2 protein-coding genes are annotated in these 21,578 nt (G+C 55.1%); one reads left to right on the forward strand and one right to left on the reverse strand.

The genetic code is table 11. The annotated features are described in order from the left end of the window. Positions 1-25 precede the first annotated feature (25 nt). Positions 26-1,759, reverse strand: a complete 1,734-nt coding sequence (locus Z948_RS0100585; RefSeq protein WP_025057638.1) for a bifunctional helix-turn-helix transcriptional regulator/alpha/beta hydrolase — start codon at positions 1,757-1,759, stop codon at positions 26-28. A gap of 343 nt (positions 1,760-2,102) precedes the next feature. Here Z948_RS0100585 and Z948_RS18850 point away from each other — a divergent pair, with 343 nt between their 5' ends. Next, the gene (locus Z948_RS18850) at positions 2,103-21,578 is read left to right on the forward strand and encodes a DUF7507 domain-containing protein (RefSeq protein WP_025057639.1); all 19,476 of its coding nucleotides are present in this window, start codon (positions 2,103-2,105) and stop codon (positions 21,576-21,578) included.

Below are 21,578 nucleotides of genomic sequence, written 5' to 3' on the forward strand. Positions count from 1 at the left end.
TTTTGCGCGTCAACCAAAAGGGGCGTTACAACTCGCGCAGGCGTTCCAATGCTGCGACGACCTCTTTGGGTTTTTCATAAAGAACCAGCTGGCCTGTGTCGTCGAATGTTGTCAGGCGCGCGCGGTTGCTCAGGCGATCTTTGAAAGCTTCAACCGAGGCAATGCTAACCACGGGGTCACCCACCCCGTGCAGCAATTCAATCTGGTGGTGGCTTTCAGAAAGAATGGGGCTCCAATCCCGCACCACATGGTAGCTGTCTATTTCAAAGGCGCGATGCCCTTGGGCAATGGTAAAGTGGTAGCCCGAAAGAACGATGTCTCTGATTTCGAGGTCGGCAAGGGTGCGCATGTCAAAGGGGCTGTTTTGATAGAGCGAATTCAGGAATTGGCGTTCCCCGTCATTGTCCAACTGGTTGATCCCCGCCCGAATGACAAAAGGCAGGATGCGCGGCGTATAACGCGCGGTTAACGCTACGACCCGTTGGCGCACAGACATGGACGCAAATTGTGAGGCTGAAGTGATCGGAATACCGCCGGAAACCGAAAGAAGCCCCCGCACCTGATCGCCCAATTCCGCCGCTGCGGCATAGGCATAAACGGCGCCCGCCATATGGCCCAGAAAAATGGGACGTTTCGCACCAATCTCTTTCATCAAAGTGCCAATATCGTGGGCAAAACGGGCGGGCGCGCTGCCGATGGGGCCGCTGTTATCTGGCTGGGCCGTGCCAAAAGAAGGGCGAACGGGGGAAAGCAGATGAAACCCGCGATCATGTAAAAGCGTGCGAAGCTCTTTTGTCATCATATTGCCGTCGAGCATCCCGTGGAAAAAGATCACAGGGGTGCCGTTTGGATCGCCAAAAGTCTCAACGGGCATGAGGCGGTCTTTTAGGTGGATGTTCAGAACCCTATCGGGAATCTTTGCGGCAGGAACGCTTGTGGTGGCTTCCTGTTCGGCCAGCCGCATGGTGCTGTGCAACAGGTTGACCAATTCCACCTGCCCCGAACTATCTGTTTTGCTCAGGATTTTTTTCATTTGGGTCCGCACGGTCCCCAAGGCGCTTTCCCGTGTTTCGGCAATTTCGGCTAGGCTTTGGCCTTGGATCAGCAGCTCGCAAATGTCGATTTCCGAAGCGCTAAGCCCAAAACCGTTTTCCAGCAGTTTCCCCGTTTTTTCAGGCCATGTCTGGCGAACCTGTGTTCCTGTAAAAAGCTGTTCGTTATGAGAGCTGGCCGATAGCTGAAAGGCCATTGGAAGGGGTTTTCCCCCCTCTGAAGGCGAAATCCGAACAAGCAAGGTTCGCGCAAGCATCTTGCCAGCAAAGAGCGAGATGAGCTGTTTGCGATGTGTGTCGCTTAGGTCAAAATTATCTAGTGTTGCAGAGGGTTTAATATCAAAAACGCTACGCGCGGCGTTGTTGTGCCAGACCAGCAGACCAGAGCGATCAAACACCAGTTGAGGAATGTTCCTGCGCGCGGTGGGGGCTTCGGTTTCTGGTTCGGGGCGCCCTGCCTGTTCCAAAAGTTGCATCGCAATGGAAAAATGTTTGGTGATTTCTGCGTTATCAAATGCCGCGTCTAATGTGTCTGCCTCGGCTTGAAGCGTGTTCAGCTTTGAGATTTGCCCCAGAATGAACTCATCCCAATGGCCCATAAAACTGTCGTAGGTTTGGGGCTCAAGAGCAATGCGATAGATGCTCTCGATCAGTTCACCAGTTCTGTTTGGTGAAGGCGGTTCAGTCGGGTCTGTTGGCGTGTTCATAAGATTTGCTTGTACCGTTTTAGCCAGTATGCGCGCAGATTTTTAGAAAGGAACGAAAAATACAAAAATTGCGCTCGGAATTACAAGAAAGAGAAGCGTGCCTTACCGATTTGTGGATAAGAACGCCCAATAAATAGACGCATTCTATCTATCGGGGAGTTTGCGCAACACTGCGCGTTTCGTGGGTTACTCTGAAGTATTTTTTTAGGTATTCCCCTTGCTCTCACTAACGCAATTTTAACAAATTGGGAGGTGGCGGTTTTTCGGTGGAGAGGTGCGATACGCCAATTCAAAGTCATCTGAGGATGACAATTGGTTGGGGAGTTTTGCGCAATGAGGACAAATGATTAAACAATATTGCTTAAAAGCAGCAGTTTTTCTGATTTCGGCAGTTTTGTCCTTAATCGTTGGGCGCCCTGTGGACGCGACCACATTCACCACCACCGTGCCCGGTACATCGCTGTCGCTTCCTGCCGAATACCCCGAAGCGGGTGGTGTTGCCTTTGTTCTCGTTGGTGTGAACGGGAACGTATATTATCAGTTTTCCAATCCTACTGGTGCCTTTATCGGTTTCCAGCAAAACGGCCGGCCTTCAGCATTTCGCGGGAACCCGTTTACGATCAATGACCCGCTCACGCTGGATTGCGGCTTTTCCAGCTGCTCGACATATTTTGGTGGAGCGATCGCCGAGGTTCACATTCGTTTCTCGGCCTATGACGGGGATACGCAGGTAAACGGTTTTGACGAAGATGACATCTCTCTTCGTTTGAATGGTTTTAATGTTGGCAACTGGTCAGACATTACAACGGACATCACCAATAACGCAGGCACGACCAGCTTTGGTCAGGTTCAGGGTTTTGGCAATAATACCTTTAACACGGGTTGGTTCAGCTCGACGAACTCTGCGTTGCTGTCGAATATTTTGACGACGGGGCAGACGACCACGCAGGTTTTTGATGATGACCCGAACGACAACTACTGGGATTTCACGCGCGGGAATTCTCTTTCTAATAATGACATTGTTACGGTTGCGCCCGGGTATACTCTGGAAAAGTCGGCAAGCACGCCGACTTTTGCTGCCGTTGGTGAGACTGTTACCTATACATATATTGTCACAAACATCGGTTCCGTTCCGATTGAACAGTTGGCCGTGGTTGATGACAAGATCAGCTCGGTAACCTGTGACAAGACGACGATTTCTGACACAAACCCCGGCGGGACGGCAGATTTTGCGACCTGTACAGGTACCTATCAAATCACGCAGGAAGATTTCGACGCCCAAGAAGTTGTGAACGTTGCGCAAGCAACAGGTGTTCCCAGCTTTGGTAACCTTGGCACATTGTCTGACACTGTAACTGTGACAGGCCCAGCAGCTAATCCTGAACTTTTCGTTGAAAAGACCACCACGCTTTCCAACTTTGGCGAAGCGGGCACAACGATCCCTTACAGCTTTTTGATCCGCAACGACGGTGATGTGACGCTGAGCAATTTCACCACGAGTGACAGTTTGATCCCCTCGCTGGTTTGTGACGTGCCTGATCTGGCCCCAACCGAAAGCTATACGTGTTCGGGCAGCTATACTGTTTTACAGTCAGACGTAGATAGTTTTGCTGCCAACTCGGCGAATGAAATCAGCAACACGTTGACGGTTTCGGCGGATACCCCGCAGGATGGCCGCCTGACGGAAACGGATACGGTAGACCTGCCTGGCCCGACAATTGATGTATCGATTGATCTGGAAAAGACGGCTTTGACGGCTGACTATGATACTGTCGGCGATGTTCTGAGTTATCAACTGGTGGTGACGAACAACGGTAACGTCACTTATCCGGCGGCGCCTGCGGTGACCGATCCTGACGCGGGCACGGTCACCTGTCCTGCGGGGCCAGTGCCACCGGGGAATAGTGTGACCTGTACGGCCAGCTATACGGTGGATCAGGATGACATTAACAACGGTGCGTTTGAAAACACCGCGACCGCCTCGATTACCGTAGGCGGTGTTTCTGATAGTGATACAGATACAGCCACGGTACCTGCAGTGCAGACCGTGGGATTGGTTCTGGACAAGCAACTTGATGCGGCATCCCCCAGTCAGTTTGACGCGACAGGTGTCGGGCTAGAGTATGACTATATACTGACCAACACCGGTAACGTGGAATTGCTGTCTCCGACGGTAACGGATGACCTTGTGGCGGTGACCTGTTCTGCGACGGTGATTGCGCCGGGTGCATCGGTGACATGTGAATCAGCCGTGTATTCCACCACGCAAAGCAATCTGAACAGAGGCGTTGTAACAAACGAAGCAACGGCAACCGCGACCATCGCAGGCCCTGCCGGAGGCACGACGACTTCTAATACAGACACGGTTTCGGTTCCGGGGATTCAGGCGCCCGCGATCGAGCTGACAAAAACCGCGCCAACGGTTTCCGCTGCCGATTTTGTGGCTGGGAATACTGTTACCTATACGTTCCAAGTTGAGAACACCGGCAATGTGCGGATCGCCAGCGGTACAACTGGCGTGGACGAGATCACGATTACGGATGACAAGATCGGAAGCTTTACCTGTTTCCCAACACCGCTGAGCCGCGAAGAGATTCAGACCTGTACGGCTGACTATATCTTAACGCCAACCGACATTGCGGCGGGTGTGGTTGTAAACACGGCCACTGCATTTGCGGGCACAACGGAATCTTCGCAGGTGAGCGCGCAAATCGCGCCGAACTTTAATCCTGAAATTTCTTTGGACAAAACCGCGACGACAGCTTCGGTCACCGCATTGACCGATAGCATCGACTATACCTTTACGATCACCAATACGGGCGACCGCGTTTTGCGCAACCCCGAAGAGTTGATCACCATTAGCGATAATCTGTTGACGGGTACGGCGACATGTAACCAGCCCGCGGTTTTGGCCATTGGCGCCAGCTTTACCTGTACGGGGACGCGTAATGGTGTCACGCAGGCCGAACTGGACGCGGGATCGGTAGATAACACCGCGACCGCCAGCTTCCCGTTTGAGAATAACGGTGTGACGACGACGATCACAACAGATGCGGTGACCGCCAGCGTGCCTGTTGTTGCAACCCCGATGGTCGAGCTGGACAAACAGGGGCCAGCGACCTTTGACGCGGTGAACCAGACGCTGACCTATACGTTTGTCGTCTCTAACCCGGGCAATGTGACGCTGCGCACTGCAACGGTTACTGATCCGCTGATCCCGGGCCTTTCCTGTTCTTTCACCGATATCGCGCCGCTTGGCAGTGATAGCTGTACCGGAACATATATCGTTGCTCAGGATGACGTTGACCTAGAGACGATTCCAAACACCGCAACAGTTAGCGCGCAACCCGCACAGGGCGCCCAGCAAAGCGATACAGATACCAGCACCGCCACCCTGACGGTTGGCGCGGGCACAAAGACCGCAACAATCGACAAACAGCCAGACCGCACCACCTTTGCCGCCGTGGGAGAGCAGATCACCTATGTGTTCGAAGTTGAGAACACAGGCACTCAGACGCTGAGCAATCTGACTGTGACCGATAGTCTGGATGCGACTTATAGCTGTACCATTGCATCTCTTGCGCCGGGCGGGATTGATCGCACCTGTAGCTATCAGCATACTGTCACCCAAGATGATATTGACGCTGGCGAAGTGTTGAACACGGCCACGCTCAGCTCGACTGAAATTCCGACAGTGACCAGTGACGCCGATGTTGACGGCCCCGCACGTATTGCGAGCTATACGTTTGAAAAGACCGCTCCGGCAGCATTTACCGGAGCAAACGTGCCGGTTGATTTCTTGTTCACGGTTGTGAACACGGGCACCGTGACGCTGACAAATATCCAGATCACTGATCCGTTCTTTGGCGCGCCTGTGAGCTGTACCATCCCGACTTTGGCTCCCGGAGCTACGGACCGGACATGTACCGCGACATATACAACCACCCAAGATGACGTTGATGCGGGGTCGATCACAAACACCGCTGACATTACCGTTGACGCTCCTGCGGGGGTTGGCGATCCGGCTGATCAGGATTCAACGGCTGTTGTTGAAGGCCCTGACGAAATGCCAAGCATTGCCGTAACCAAGGCCAGCACTGACGGGGCCTATACGTCGGCCACGGATTCCGAGGTGTATACCTTTAGTGTGACCAACACTGGTAACGTGACCCTGACGAATTTGGTTTTGAATGACCCTGATCTGTCATTTACTTGCCCGCTTGACGATCTTTTGCCGGGTGCCACGACGACGACTTGTTCGGTTGCCTCTGGTATCGGGGCGCTGACGGCAACCAAATCGTTTGACCAAACGGATGTGGATGCGGGCAGCTATACAAACACGGTTGGTGTGACGGGCGACTCTGCGGGTCTGGGGACTGCGGTTAGCGATGATGCCTCTGTTACGGTTGTTGGCCCTGCGCAAGTTCCAGCGTTGGAGATTGACAAGACAACCAGCTTTGTCGGGACGTTTGATACGGTTGGTCAAACGCTGTCTTATAGCTACCGCGTTTATAACCGCGGTAACATCACGCTGACGGGTCCGATTACTGTTGCTGACGATCAGATCGCTTCGGTGTCTTGCCCTGCTTTGCCAGCCGCTGGTTTGGCCATCGATGATTTCATCGATTGTACCGCGACGACCACCGTCACGTTGGATATGTTGAACACGGGTTCCATTGAAAACACGGCGACCGCGTCGATCACGCAATCGGTGATCCCGCTAACTCTGGGCGGCCCGACATCTGTTGTCGCGACATCTGCGCCAGACACGGTTCTGATCGAAGCAGACCAGCTGCCAGCCCTGAGCATTGTGAAACGCGTTAAGACGGGGTCTCCTGCCAGCTATTCGGCTGTCGGCGACCAGACGATTTTTGAATATGTTGTGACAAACAGCGGGAACGTCACCCTGCTGGAACCGATCCTGATTACGGATGATAAAATTTCGGGGACGTTGACCTGTGGCACGCCTCCGATTGCGCCGGGGGGTACTGTTACTTGTGAGCAGGCCTATACTGCGGATCAAACTGCGCTGGATGAGGGCTCGGTCACGAATATCGCAAATGCCGATACGACATTTACCGATGATGACGGTGCGGTAATCCCTGTGGCTTCGCCAACGGATAGCGCGACAATCAACGCGGTTCAGACAATCGCTTTGGGTATCGAAAAGACCTTTACCGGACCAGCGGGCGCGACGTTCAACTTGAACCAGCTTTTGGAATACTCGGTTGTTGTGACGAATGAAGGTAACGTGACGATCAGTGCGCCGTTTACCTTTAGTGACAGCCTTGTGCCGTTCCCTGCGGGCTTTACCTGTGATCAGGATTTGACAACTTATCAGCTGCCGCCGAATGGGGCGATCAACTGTACCTCGCAACACAATGTGACCCAGAATGATCTGGACCTTGGCGCGGCAACCAACGTTGTGTCGGTGACGGGCCAGTTTGACGGCTCTCCGGTTACGTCGCCAAATGACGATGCGATTTTCCCAGTGGACGCAAGCCCAGCCTTGAGCCTTGAGAAAGTGGCGCTGCCTGTTTCCGGAACACCGGCAGATGGCACAGCGGCCTATGACAGCACAACGGATGTTGTGACCTACCGTTATACCGTGACGAACACCGGTAACGTGGGCCTGAACGGCGAGATCACAATTGTTGATGATACGATCGCTGGTCCGCTTGTCTGTCAGGCGGCGGGTGTCGGATTGCCAAGCAGCCCTGATCCGCTGAACCCGCTGCCAGCCAGCACCATTACCTGTGACTTCACCTATACGCTGACGCAAGAAGATATCGATTTGGGATCGGTGACGAATAACGCAACCGCCCAAACCATTTTCGCACCGCTCAGCCCATCCCCGACAATGGTGGTTTCGCCGAATGCGGATGAAACGGTAACCATTGCCGAAGATCCATCGCTGAACGTCTTGAAAGAGATGACAACGGCGATTCCTGATGGCGCAGCTGTTGATCAGGTTTTGACCTATCAGCTCACGGCGACAAACGATGGTAACCAGACATTGTTTGGTGTGGTTCTGACCGACCCGCTGATCCCAAACCTGACCTGCGTTGTTAATCCGGGTGGCGCAGTGGCGCCTGCGAATGTGACCTTGCTGCCGGATGAATCTTTGGTTTGTACCGGAACCTATACTGTTTTGCAGACAGACGTGGATGCGCAAACTTTGGTGAACACGGCCAGCGCGACTTCGACAGATCCGCAGGGTGCAACAATCGACGGGACGGATGATCACACGGTCATCATCGAAGATCCGGTTGTTGATATGGTTGTGACCAAATCAACAATTCGTCCTGCTGGCCCTGAATCTGATTTCAGTGCGGTCGGTCAGGAGATTACATTTGTTATTGATGTCGAGAACACGGGCAACATCACGTTGGCTTCGGCGATCATTACCGACGACCGTTTGGTGGTTCCGACCAGCTGTACCGTTGGGCCAATTGCACCAGGTGATACGGATAGTACCTGTGAATTTGTCTATACAGTTACCCAAGACGATCTTGATGCGATCAATGAGATCACAACAGGATCGGGCACGCAGACCGTTGGTGGATTTGTAAACACGGCGACTGTCACAGCGACACCGGCGAACAGCGATCTGGACCCGATCGAGCGCAGCGACGATGTATTTGTTCAGGGCCCTGAGCGGGAGACGGATTTTGTTTTGGCCAAGTCGGCTGATGTTGCCGTCATCAGCACCTATGACGAAGTCGTAACCTATACGTATACAGTTGCGAACATTGGTAACGTGACACTGACGGAAATTCCCCAGATCACGGATGATAAGATCGGCACATTTTCTTGCGCGCCTTTCCCCGTTGGCGGGATTGGACCTTTGGAAGATTATAGCTGTACGGCGACCTATAATGTGACGCAGGAAGATCTGGACAATGGGGGTGTGACCAACATTGCGACGGTCACCAGCTCTCAGGTCACGCCAACGGCGGATGACACGGCAACCTTGACCATTGACGCGACGCAGACGCCCGAAATTTCTGTTGTAAAAACGCCTAGCCCCGCAGCTGCGGTCGCAGTTGGTGAGGTGATTACGTATACTTACGTCGTCAAAAACGAAGGTAACGTGACGCTGACAGATGTCACGCTAAGTGATCAGCATACATCGGCTTCCGGCACAGCGGCTTTGACCGTTGGTAACGATACGTTGACGACAGATGTAAACGAAATCGGAACCTCGACAGATACGGCAGCGGCTGGCATCTGGAGTACGCTTGGACCTGATGACGTTGTGACCTTTGAGGCGACTTATACGGTTACCCAAGATGATATCGACCAGCAGACAACGCTGACAAACATTGCCTCGGTGACGGGCAACGGCCCTGCGGGGACTGATCCGGCGACCGCGCAGGATAATGCCTCGGTGACAACGGCGCCAAAAGCGCCTGCAATTGCGGTGACCAAAACGGCTGACACCAGCAACATCACAACGCCAGCTTTGGTAGGGCAACAGGTTCCCTTCACAATTACGGTGGCCAACACGGGTAACCAGAGCCTTGATCCTCCGGTCTTGACCGATACGCTGACCGATATTGACGGCACGCCTTTGGCGTTGACCGTTGCGCCTGCGTTGCCAGCAACGGGCAGCGGCGACGTGAACAACAACAACTTGTTGGATGTAGGTGAGACGTGGACCTATGAGGCGCGCTTTGACCTGACCCAAGCGGCTATTGATGCGGGCGGTATTCACAACGCAGTTGATGTGACAGCAGATGATCCGCAGGGATCACCGGTTGAGGGTGACGCCGAGACAGCAGACATCGTCTTGAACGGTGTGCCCGAGATCGCGGTTGTGAAAACCTCGGTCACAAATGACGGTGGCGACGGTGTATTAGACGAAGGTGATACCATCACCTACACCTATACAATCTCCAACACTGGCCTGTTGGATGTTCTGGATGTCGCCGTAACAGAAACTGGTTTTGCGGGTGCGGGTACGACTCCGGTTCCTGCTTATGCGACGGGGGGTAGCAACCTTGGTGGTGACGCTGCCGTAATGGATTTGCCAACGGGTGCAGGTGTGATCACTTTCACAGCGACCTATGTGTTGACGCAAGATGACCTAGATGCCGGAAGCGTAGAAAACCAAGCAACCGCAACAGGCGCAAGCGCGGCTGGCGTTCCGGCCAGCGATGTTTCGGATGATGACAGCACGGCCGACGGCGCCCAAGACCCGACGGTAACAACGCTTGCGCGCGCGGGTGAATTGCAGGTCGAAAAGCGGATCGGCACGGCCGATTTGTCCACGCCACCCGCAGTGGGTGACACGGTCAACTTTGTGATCGAAGTGACCAACACGGGCAACCAATCCCTGAGCACGCCAGTTCTGAGTGATACGCTGACCGATGCTGATGGCGGGGCGCTCACGCTCACGGCTGGGCCGACGTTTGATAGTAGCGATGGCAATGCGGATACGACTTTGGATGTGGGTGAGACGTGGACTTACCTTGCCAGCTTTGATCTGGACCAGCAGGCGCTGGACGCTGAAGGTATTTCCAACACGGTGAGCGTAACGGCCACGGACCCTGACGGGAATACCGTGACAGATGTTTCGGATGATGACGCAGGTGCAACGGACGCGGATGAGGACGGCGATAACACAAACGATCCAACCACGTTTGAAATCGCGCCGGCCCCAGAGATGACCGTTGAAAAACGGGCGGATGTTTCCACCCTTAGCGATCCGCCTGTTGCTGGCGAGGTGATCAGCTTTACCATCGAGGTGAGCAACACAGGGAACCAGACCCTTGGCGTGCCTAGTTTGGTCGATACCTTGCAGGATGCCGATGGCGAGGATTTGGTCCTGACTGTCGAGCCCGCCTTTAGTGAAGGTGACGATGATGGTGACGGTGCCTTTGATGTGGGTGAAACATGGACCTATCTGGCGTCCTATTCGCTGGACCAACAGGCGCTAGACGCAGGTGGTATTTCCAACACGGTCACTGCAACGGCCACGGACCCTGACGGTAACGATGTAATCGACGTGTCAGACGATGACGCGGGTGCAACGGATGCGGATGAAGACGGTGAAAACGCGAATGACCCAACCGTCGTTCCTTTGACAATGTCCCCCGCGATGATCGTGGAAAAACGCGCGGATGTGAGCGCGCTGAACAACCCTGCTGTGGTTGGCGACGTGGTTAGCTTTACCATCACGGTTGAGAATACGGGTAACCAGACCCTAACCGCGCCTGTTCTGGCAGATACGTTGCTGGATGCGGATGGTGTTGCGCTGACCCTAACGGGCGCGCCGACATTGGTTGCGACCAGCGATACCGATGCCGACAACGCGTTGGATGTTGATGAGACATGGGAATACACGGCCAGCTTTGCTTTGGACCAACAGGCGATTGATGCGGGGGGGCTGAGCAACTCGGTTACAGCAACGGCCCAAGACCCAGACGGTAATGAAGTGTTTGACGTGTCGGATGATGACGCTGGTGCTACTGACGGTGATGACACCGACACGGACCCAGCGAATGATCCAACAATGGCTGAATTCGGCACGGATCCCGATCTGGATGTTCTGAAAACGGGCGTGGTGAACACGGGCGCAGATGGTCGTGCGGATGCAGGTGATACGATCACCTATACCTACACGGTGAGCAACACAGGCAACCAGACGCTCTATGATGTTTCGGTAACCGAGACAGGCTTTGCTGGTACGGGCACGGCTCCGACCCCTGCCTATTCAAGCGGTGGCCAAGCGATTGGCGGCGATGCTGCGATCTTTGATCTGCCCGTTGGCAGTGGCACGGTTGTCTTTACGGCGACCTATACGCTGACCCAAGAAGACATCGATGCGGGCAACGTTGAAAACCAAGCAACGGCCAGCGCGAATGATCCTGATGGCAACGCGATAGAAGATTTGTCTGATGCCTCTGATCTGAACGGCAATGATCCAACCCAAACACCGATCACCCGCGAGCCGTCATTGCAGACGGTAAAAACGGCCAGCCCGCAACTGAGCACACCTGTGCAGGTTGGTGATGTGATCCATTACACGATCACGTTGGAAAACACTGGTAACGTGACCCTGACTTCTCCGACGGTTGCTGACACCTTGGTCGATGCAAATGCGGTGGCCTTGACCATGACCAGCGGGCCGACCTTTGACAGCGGCGACACCAATGGCGATGGCGAGTTGGACGTGGGCGAGACGTGGTTCTATCTGGCGCAATTCGCGTTGACGCAACAGGCGATTGACGCGGGCGGTGTCTCTAACGTGGCCGTGGGCAGCGCGACAGACCCTGAGAATGAAACCGTTAGCGATGTTTCTGATGATAGCAGAGACAACCCTGCGGACAGTGACCCAACCGTAACGGATCTGCCAAATGTGCCCGTCATTGGACTGGTAAAGACCTCGGCGTTGGATTTGGGCAGTGACGGCATTGCCACGGTTGGGGATGTGATTACCTATACCTACACGCTGACGAATGATGGCAACGTTACCGTCCTTGATCCTGTGTTGACCGAGACCACCTTTACCGGAACGGGCACGGCGCCGGTCCCTGCCTTGCAATCAGGTGGCGCAGCGCTTGGCGGTGGTGCGGCGCTGGATCTGCCAGTTGGCACAACGCCTATGGTGTTTACCGCGCCATATGCGCTGACCCAAGATGACATTGACGCAGGCGTGATTAGTAATGAGGCATTGGCGACAGGTGACACACCGGATGGCGGAACCGTTTCGGATGCCTCTGATGATGATACGGCAGGTGCGGGGAATGAAGACCCGACGGTGACGACAATCCCGTCGGCGCCCTCTTTGAATGTTGAAAAGCTTGCTGATGTGACGGGGCTGCAATCTCCTGTTCAGGTTGGGGATCAGATCACCTTTACCATTACGGCCAGCAACACGGGCAACGTAACCCTGTCCAATGTTGTCCTGACGGATGATTTCACCCGCCGTGACGGAACTGCATTGTCGCTTACCCCATCACTGACAGGTGGCGACAATGGCGTTTCTGGCGAGATGGAAGTCGGCGAAGTCTGGACCTATACGGCCACACATGCGCTGACCCAAGAAGATATCGACGCTGGCGGTGTTGAAAACACGGCGCTGGTAGAAACAACTGCGCCAGATGGTAGCGATGTTGATGACCGTTCCGACAATGGTAACGACACAGATGGTAATACCGAAGACGATCCGGTTGCGGTGAACCTTCAGGGTGCGCCGACCATCGAGATGGAGAAACGTCTGGCCGCAAATGCGCCTGTACCTTTCGACACGGTTGGTCAATTGATCCCGTTTGAATTTGTGGTGACCAACACAGGGAACATCACCCTAACGGCGCCGATCACCATCAGTGACCCGATCATCGACGCACAGCAATTGGGCGGTGTGAGCTGCCCTGCGGGTGATCTTGCGCCGAATGCGAGCCGGATTTGTACCGGTACCTATCGGGTTGAGCAGGGCGATCTGGATGCGGGCGAGCTGACCAATACGGCAACGGCAAGTGTGACGCAGCCGCTGATCCCTGTAAATCCGGGTGATCCGACATCCGCAGCTGTCACTTCGGACCCATCCGAAGTCACCACAGCGGCAACGCAAGAGCCAGCGCTGGTAACAACCAAGGCGATTGATCCATCCTCGGCGGGTAGTTTTGCGCAAGTGGGTGATCAGATCACCTATGCGTTTACTGTGACCAATGATGGTAACGTCACGCTTGCGGGTCCGTTTAGGATTAATGATGATCAGATCGGGAACAATCTGACCTGTGCAAACGGTTCTCTGGCCCCTGGCGCAACAGTGAGTTGTACGCAGGTTTGGACCGCAGAACAGGACGATATTGATAACGGCGAAGTGGTGAACATCGCGACCTCTTTAACGACCTTTGATGGTGCGTCTGTAGAATCTGACCCAGTGACGGCAACCGCGCCAGCCATTCAGACCAAGACATTGGAGATGAGCAAAACGCTGGTGAGCGCAACGCCTGATCTGTTCGATGTCGGTACGGTTCTGGCCTATGAATTCGTGGTGGTGAATACAGGCAACGTGACGATCGACGGGCCTATCACGATCAATGACACATTGGCCGCGAATGCGACCTGTCCTGCATTGCCGAATGGTGAACTGGCCCCGCAGGGCCAAGTGACCTGTACTGGCAGCTACACGCTGGTTGCGGCTGACCTGCTGCTTGGCGCGACGAATAACACGGCTTCGGCTACAGGCACGTTTGACGGGGAGCCAGTTACCTCGCCGAGCGATAGCGCGATCTATCCTGTTGATGCGCAGCCAACGCTAAGCATCACAAAAGAAAGCGTTCCTAGCGATATCACCTTTGCGGCTGTGAATGATCCGATCAGCTATACCTATACGGTGACGAATAACTCTTCGACGGGTTTAACCGAAGATATTCTGGTTGTTGATGACCATATTGATGACCCGATTGTGTGCCACGATGCATCCGTTGACGGGGTGTTTAGCGTTGGTGCTGTTGCTACTTGTGAAGTTATCTATCTCATCACTCAGGACGATCTGGATGCGGGCTTTGTGACGAACGAAGCGATTGCACAAACCACATTTGCCCCAGGTACGGCTAACGAACTGCCGATCCTGTCTCCTGCTGTTTTGAAAACTGTGGACGCTGATGCGATGCCTGCTTTGGACTTGGCCAAGGTCATCGCTGCGCCAACGGGTCCGGTTGGGGTTGGTGATGTGGTGACCTACCGCATGACTGCGACAAATAGTGGTAACCAAACCCTTAGCGGTGTGACGATTTCCGATCCGATGGTTCCGGTGCTTAGTTGTACAGTCGATGGCGCAACCGCGCCGGCGAATGTGACCCTTGCGCCAGATCAGATGTTGATCTGTGAAGGCCCCTACACAGTTACCCTAGATGATCTGAACGCGCAGAGCCTTGTGAACGTGGCCAATGTGACGGGCCAGTCGCCGCAGGGCGAAACCGTTGAAGGTACAGCAACTGTTCCTGCGATCTTGGATGAACCCGCCCCCTTGTTGGAGGTTGTTAAAACGCTTGTTCCCGCACCAGCCGAAGGTGTGGCCGCGTTTACCCAAGCGGGCCAGACGATCCAGTTCCGCCTGACCGCGCGCAATACAGGTAACGTAACGCTGAATTCGGTTTCCTTGTCGGATGAACGCATCACAACGCCAGCCAGCTGCGATATTGGCACGCTAGCGCCGACAGAAGAAAACGGCAGCTGTGTGGTGTCTTATGTGACAACGCAAGAAGACGTCGATGCGATCAACGGTGGCGCCTCTGCCTTTGGGGGTTTCCTGAACGTTGCGAATGGCACGGCGGTTGCGGCTACGCCTGATGAGGCTCCGGTCACGGGAACGGGTGATCTGTTTGTGCGGGGTCCAGACCATGCGCCAACATTCAACATCGAAAAATCCGCGGACCTAGAGCAGGTTACAGCGGCGGGTGATATCATCACCTATACCTATCTGGTGACAAACAGCGGCAACATCACCCTGACGGCCCAGCCTCAGGTGACGGATGACCGTATTGCCAACGTAAACTGTGCGCCGATCCCTGCAACGGGAATGGCACCAGGTGACACGCTGACATGTGAGGCACCTTATACGGTGACACTGGCAGACATGAATGCGGGTAGCATCACCAACATCGCGCGCGCCTTCTCGGATGAAGTGCCATTGCCATCGACGCCTTCGGATGAAACCGACAGCGTGACAATCCCTGCGATTGCGAACCCGCAGATTACGCTGGTTAAGACATCTGATGTTGCGGCTGATGTGGCCGTGGGTGAGGTCATCACTTATACCTATACAGTCACGAACACGGGTAACGTGACGCTAGAAAATGCATCGGTGAGCGATACGCATACCTCGGCCTCCGGCACATCTGCGTTGCCTGTTGCGGGTGATACCCTTGTCACGGACGCGAATGATGCAGGCGATAGCACGGATGCCGTGGCAGATGACGGCAGCTGGAGCACTCTTGCCCCGTCTGATGTTGTAAGCTTTAGCGCGACCTATACCGTGACACAGGCAGATGTGGACGGTCAGGTTGTTCTGAGCAACGCGGCTACGGTTACGGCATCCAGCCCAGATGGCAGCACGCCAACCTTTACCGATACGCTGGATGTAACACCGGAAGAGAACGCTCCGCAAATCACAGCCGTGAAGCTGGTGGATGATAGCGCCCTGTCTGTGTCGCCTGTGGCGGGTGACATTCTGGATTACACCATCACGGTCACCAACTCTGGTAACCAGACATTGCGCAGCATTTCATTGATCGACACGCTGCGCCGTTTGGACGGAACTGTTGTGACGCCGACGCCACTGCCGACGTATCAATCTGGTGATGCTGGCGTAATTGGCGAGATGGAAGTAGGCGAAACATGGACCTATGCGGTTCAGTATGCGCTGGCGCAGGAGGACATCAATGCTGGCGGCATCAGCAACCAAGTAACCGCGCGCGGCATTGCGCCCGACAATGCGCTGGTTTTGGATGCTTCGGATGACGGTATCGAGAGCAATGGCTCGGATGATCCAACCACCACGCCGATCCAAAGCAACCCCGGTATCGAGGGCGAAAAGACGATCGCATCTGGTGAACCTGTTGTGGGTAGTTCCATCGGGTTTGAAATCGTAATCCGCAATACGGGTAACGTTACATTGTCTGATGTTGGTGTGGGCAGCGATACGCTGACGCGCGCGGATGGCACCGTGCTGGCGCTGACAACACAACCTGTCTTTGTGGGGGCTTCTGCTGGGTCTTCTGTTGGAACGCTGGAACCAAATGAAACCGCGACATACCGCGCGTTCTACACGCTGGTACAGGAAGACATCGACGCGGGCGGCATTGAAAACACGGCGCGTGTTGTCGGTACACCTCCGGTAGGGTCACCGCTGAGCGATGTTACGGATAACGCAGATGATGCGGATGGCAACACCGTCAACGATCCTACTGTTCTGGATATTCCGGCCTCTCCTGCGCTGACTTTGGTCAAGAGCCTGTCTGACGATACGCCTGTGACCTTTGATACGGTCGGTCAGGTTCTGACCTATGTGTTTGACGTCACCAACAGCGGTAACGTGTCAATGGCGGGGCCTGTCACCATCGCCGATCCTTTGATTACAGATGCGGGTGGCGAAATCACCTGTGCCGAGGTTCCGGCGGGTGGTTTGCTTCCAATGGAAAGCCTCAGCTGTAGCGGTACTTATGCGGTAACGCAGGAAGATATCGATGCGGGTAGCATTGAAAACGCAGCAACCGCCAGCTCGGACGGTACGACGTCAGACCCTGCGACTGCGACGATCCTTGCCCAGCAGAATCCTGCGTTGGCGTTGGATAAAGTAGCTGAAACTGTCGCGGCCCAAGACTTTGTTACCGGTGCGGTGGTTACATATAACTATGTCACGACAAACGTTGGTAACCAGACGATTACACAGCCGATTACGGTAACGGATAACCTTATCCCTGCCGATGCATTCACATGCGAAGCCTTCCCTGCGGGTGGTTTGGCGCCAAATGCAACCTACACCTGTGAGGCGGTTTACACGGTGACTGCAACGGATGTTGATCTGGGCAGCGTGACCAATTTGGCCAGCGCATCGGACGGTACGATCACATCACCGCTGACATCGGAAACGATCCCTGAACAGGGTGTTCCTGCGCTGAGCATCGTGAAAACAGCAGAGGATGGCGCGACATTCTCTGAAGTTGGCGACGTTCTGAACTATACGTTTGACGTAACAAACTCGGGTACCCGTGCCTTTGCCTCCGAAGTGACGGTGACGGATACTTTGTTCGGTGAATTGGTTTGCTTTACCCCGACAGCGAATGATCCCGACCTGACGGCGGGGGAAACGGTCACGTGTGGTGGGGCCTATTCGATCACCCAAGAAGATTTGGATCGCGGTTCAGTCCTGAACGAAGCCTATGCACAAACGCTGTTTGGTCTAGATGATACTCAGGTCACGTCGCCGCCGGCTAGCGTGACGGTTGTTGCCAATATCGCGCCTGCGCTTTCCTTGGCGAAAACAGCGGCGACATTGCCAGTTACCGCAGCGGGCCAGACCTTGACCTATACTTTGACGGCTCTGAATAGCGGGAACCAAACGCTGCGCAATGTCATCGTTAGGGATCCGATGCTCAGCAACTTTACCTGCGCCCAAGACGTCTTGTTGCGTGGCGAAGAGCTGGTCTGTTCGGGTACCTATCTGGTGACCCAAGCGGATGTTGATGCGGGCAGCCTGAGCAATACGGCGACAGCAAGTGGTGTAACCCCGCAGGGCGGTGGTGTCGGCGCTGAAGAAACTCTGGTTGTCGATATGCCCGCGCCAGCGCCTGCTGTGCAGCTGACCAAAACGGCGACACCTACGCCATTTGGCGAAGTTGGTAGCACGCTGACCTATTTGTTCGCTGTTGAAAACACGGGCAATGTGACCCTTAGCAATCTGACGGTTACCGATGTGATGGATGTGGATTATTCCTGCACGATTGCCACTTTGGCACCGTCCGAGATTAACAATAGCTGTTCGATGATCCATGTGGTGACACAGGCCGACATTGACGCGGGCGAGATCCTGAACACCGCCAGCGTTACGGCGGATGCTCCGGGTGGGTTGGGTGCCTCTGACACAACCGATGTCACAACACCGGGTCCACAGCGTAACGGCAGCCTAGAAGCAACCAAGATCGTATCGCCAGCGGCCTCTGTAGTGGGCGTTCCTGTAAACTATACCTTGTTTGTAGAGAATACGGGTAACGTCAGCCTGAGTGATGTGTCCGTTACCGATGTGATGACCGATCTGAACGGCGCGACCATAACGCTTGATGCGCCGTTTGCCTTGCAGGCCAGCAGCGACACGGATGGCGATGGTAATCTGGATGTGGATGAGACGTGGATTTACACAGCCACACGCACCCTGCGCCAGACGGACCTGAATGCTGGCGGCATGGTGAACCAAGTCACGGTCGACGCGCGCGATCCGGAAAACCGGCCTGTTACAGACCTGTCTGACAACGGTATCGATAGCGACGGTAACACAACGGATGACGGAACCGAATTCATCGTGGCAGGCGAGCCAAGCCTTGATGTTGAAAAGACGATCGTAAGCGCGTCGAACCAAGTTGGTGAAACGGTAACTTTCCAGATCGCTGCGTTGAACACGGGCAATCAGGATTTGTCTGGTCTAACCGCAAGCGACAGCATGACACGTGTTGACGGCACACCTGTTCCTGCCGAAGTGTTTGAAACATCGGTTCCAGCGGTCCTTGTCCCTGGTCAAACGGCCACTTGGAGCGTGACCCACGTCTTGACCCAAGAAGACATCGACGCAGGCGGTCTTTCCAATAGCGCGTTGGTGACGGGGATCGACCTTGGGGGGCAGCCGGTATCGGGATTGTCGGATAACGGTATTGATAACGATGGTAACGTCGAGGACGATCCTACGATCTTGATGATCGATTTGGAGCCGGGTTTTGAAATCATCAAAACCGCGCCTGTTGTTGGTGCCTTGGCGGGTGAAACGGTCGAATATGAAATCACCGTACGTAACACTGGTAATGTGACGCTGAGCGATATCGCCCTGAGTGATACGATGACGGACATCGAGGGAGACAATACGCGTACTCCGACGGTTAGCTTTGTTAGCGCGGATGGCACGCCACCATCGGGCGAGGGCACATTGGCGCCAGGTGAAACGGCAACCTATGCCTCTATCGTTGAGCTGGAACAAAGCGACATCGATGTGGGTGGTCTGATCAACTCGATCATCGGTACGGCAAATACGCCAGCGGGTGCGCGCTTGCAGGATGTGTCGGATGACGATGGTGAAGGTTTGGATGACCCGACGGTTGTTGCTGTCGAAGCGATTCCAAGTTTCGATATCACCAAGGTCGCAGGCCAGAACACGCTGGTTTTCCCAACTGTTGAGCGGGCGACCTTTACGATCACCGTGACCAACACGGGTAACATCAGCCAATCAGGCATTCAGGTGAATGACGATCTGGTCGCCTTCTTGGCCCCAGCGACATTGATGGCCGAGGTGTACCCACCAGAGGTAAGCATCACAGGGTTTGAAAACGGCTCTGCTAACGCGGCCTATAACGGCAGTTCGGATATCGGGCTGTTGGCGGGGGATGCAACGCTTGCGCCGGGTGAAACGGGTGTGATCACGCTGGTCGCCGTTTACGGCACTGCGACGGGCCAGCCGGGGTCGCCGAACACTGCCTCTGTCACCTCTGACCAGTTGGCCGTGCCAACGGACGGTTTGGCCGAGGTCGAAACCACTGACCAAGATGGCGATGGCATCCCAGATTATCTGGAATCGCCAACAGGTGATCGTGATGGCGACGGTATTGCTGACCAGTTCGACTATGACCCGACGGGCACCTTCTATTGCGAAGACGATGGCAGGTTGCTCACCGGTGGTCAGATCAGCGTATCTGGCGGCGGCTTTACCCAGACGGGTGTGGGCACAAACGGGCCGATCACAATCGTTCGCGATGGTAACGATGGGAACTATCAGTTCTTCGTGACAGCTGAGGGCACCTATACGCTGGGCCTGACCTATCCTGACGGTACCCAAGCCTCGACCACGCGCCTTAGCAGTGGCACGATCCGCGCTGGTAGCTTCCTGCCTGATAATCCAGGTGTGATTGGCGCATTGCCAGCAGGTGAAACGGGGCTTCTGACGGACTCGACCGCTGGTGCGAACCCGTTCTACACCAGCTTTACGATTGCTGCGGGTGATCCAATGCTGATTGGTAACAACGTGCCGATCCAAGCTTGTGAAGGGGTGACCGATGTTGTTGCAACCAAAACAGCCGACCGGAGCACGGCGGTATTTGGTGAAACGATCAACTATACGCTGACGTTTACCAACAACACGACAGTGGACATCCCGAATGCGCGCATCATCGATGTGTTGCCAGCTGGGCTGCTGTACACACCCGGTTCCGGCAGCGTGAATGGCACCGCGTCCGAGCCGGTATCCTCTGGTCGGACGCTGGAATGGCGCAATGATCTGGCGGCGGGCGCAACGACAGTTGTGCGCATGTCGGCCCGTGTTGCCCGCACCGGAGAGTTCGGCGAGCGGACAAACCGCACCTATCTGGATGACCGCTTTGGTCGGACCCTGTCGAATGTGGCCGAGGCCGTTGTGCGGATCGATCCAGAGCATGTGTTCGACTGTTCCGACGTCATTGGCCGCGTGTTTATCGACCGCAACGGCAATGGCTATCAGGACGGGCCGGGTACCTTGCCCGAACCGATCATCGACGACAGCTATGTTGGCGGTGGGAAATTCGGCAAACTGGATCGGGTGCCTCAGCGCGAAGACCAGTCCGAGCCGGGCATCCCGGGTGTGCGCCTTGTCACGCCGGATGGCATCAAGATTACAACCGACGAACACGGCCGCTATTCGCTGCCATGTGCGGCATTGCCCCGCAATATCGGGAGTAACTTTATGCTCAAGCTGGATACGCGCACATTGCCAACGGGCTATCGTGTCACCACAGAAAACCCACGGGTTGTGCGCCTGACGGCTGGTAAGTTCGCCAAGATGAACTTTGGCGCGCGTCAGGGGAATGTGGTGGATATCGACCTGACCGCAACTGCGTTTGTATCGGGTGGAACCTCACCCAAGCCAACACTTGTTGGTGCGGTTGACGGGTTGGTGGATCAAATCGCAACGACGCCATCGACCCTGCACCTGACCTATGTTCTGGCAAAGGGAGAGCCCCCAGCAACAGGGCGTGCGCGCCTGCGCGAGATGGAAAAACTGATCCGTCGCCAGTGGCGTGGCCGAGGTAAGTACAAGCTTATCATCGAAAAAATTGTGACGAAAACGAAGTGA

The sequence above is a fragment of the Sulfitobacter donghicola DSW-25 = KCTC 12864 = JCM 14565 genome (assembly GCF_000622405.1).
GTDB lineage: Bacteria > Pseudomonadota > Alphaproteobacteria > Rhodobacterales > Rhodobacteraceae > Sulfitobacter > Sulfitobacter donghicola.

Bases quoted from the DNA above. Each gene is read 5' to 3' on its own strand.
- Z948_RS0100585 (WP_025057638.1), bottom strand. From the start codon at position 1,759: ATGAACACGCCAACAGACCCGACTGAACCGCCTTCACCAAACAGAACT.
- Z948_RS18850 (WP_025057639.1), top strand. From the start codon at position 2,103: ATGATTAAACAATATTGCTTAAAAGCAGCAGTTTTTCTGATTTCGGCA.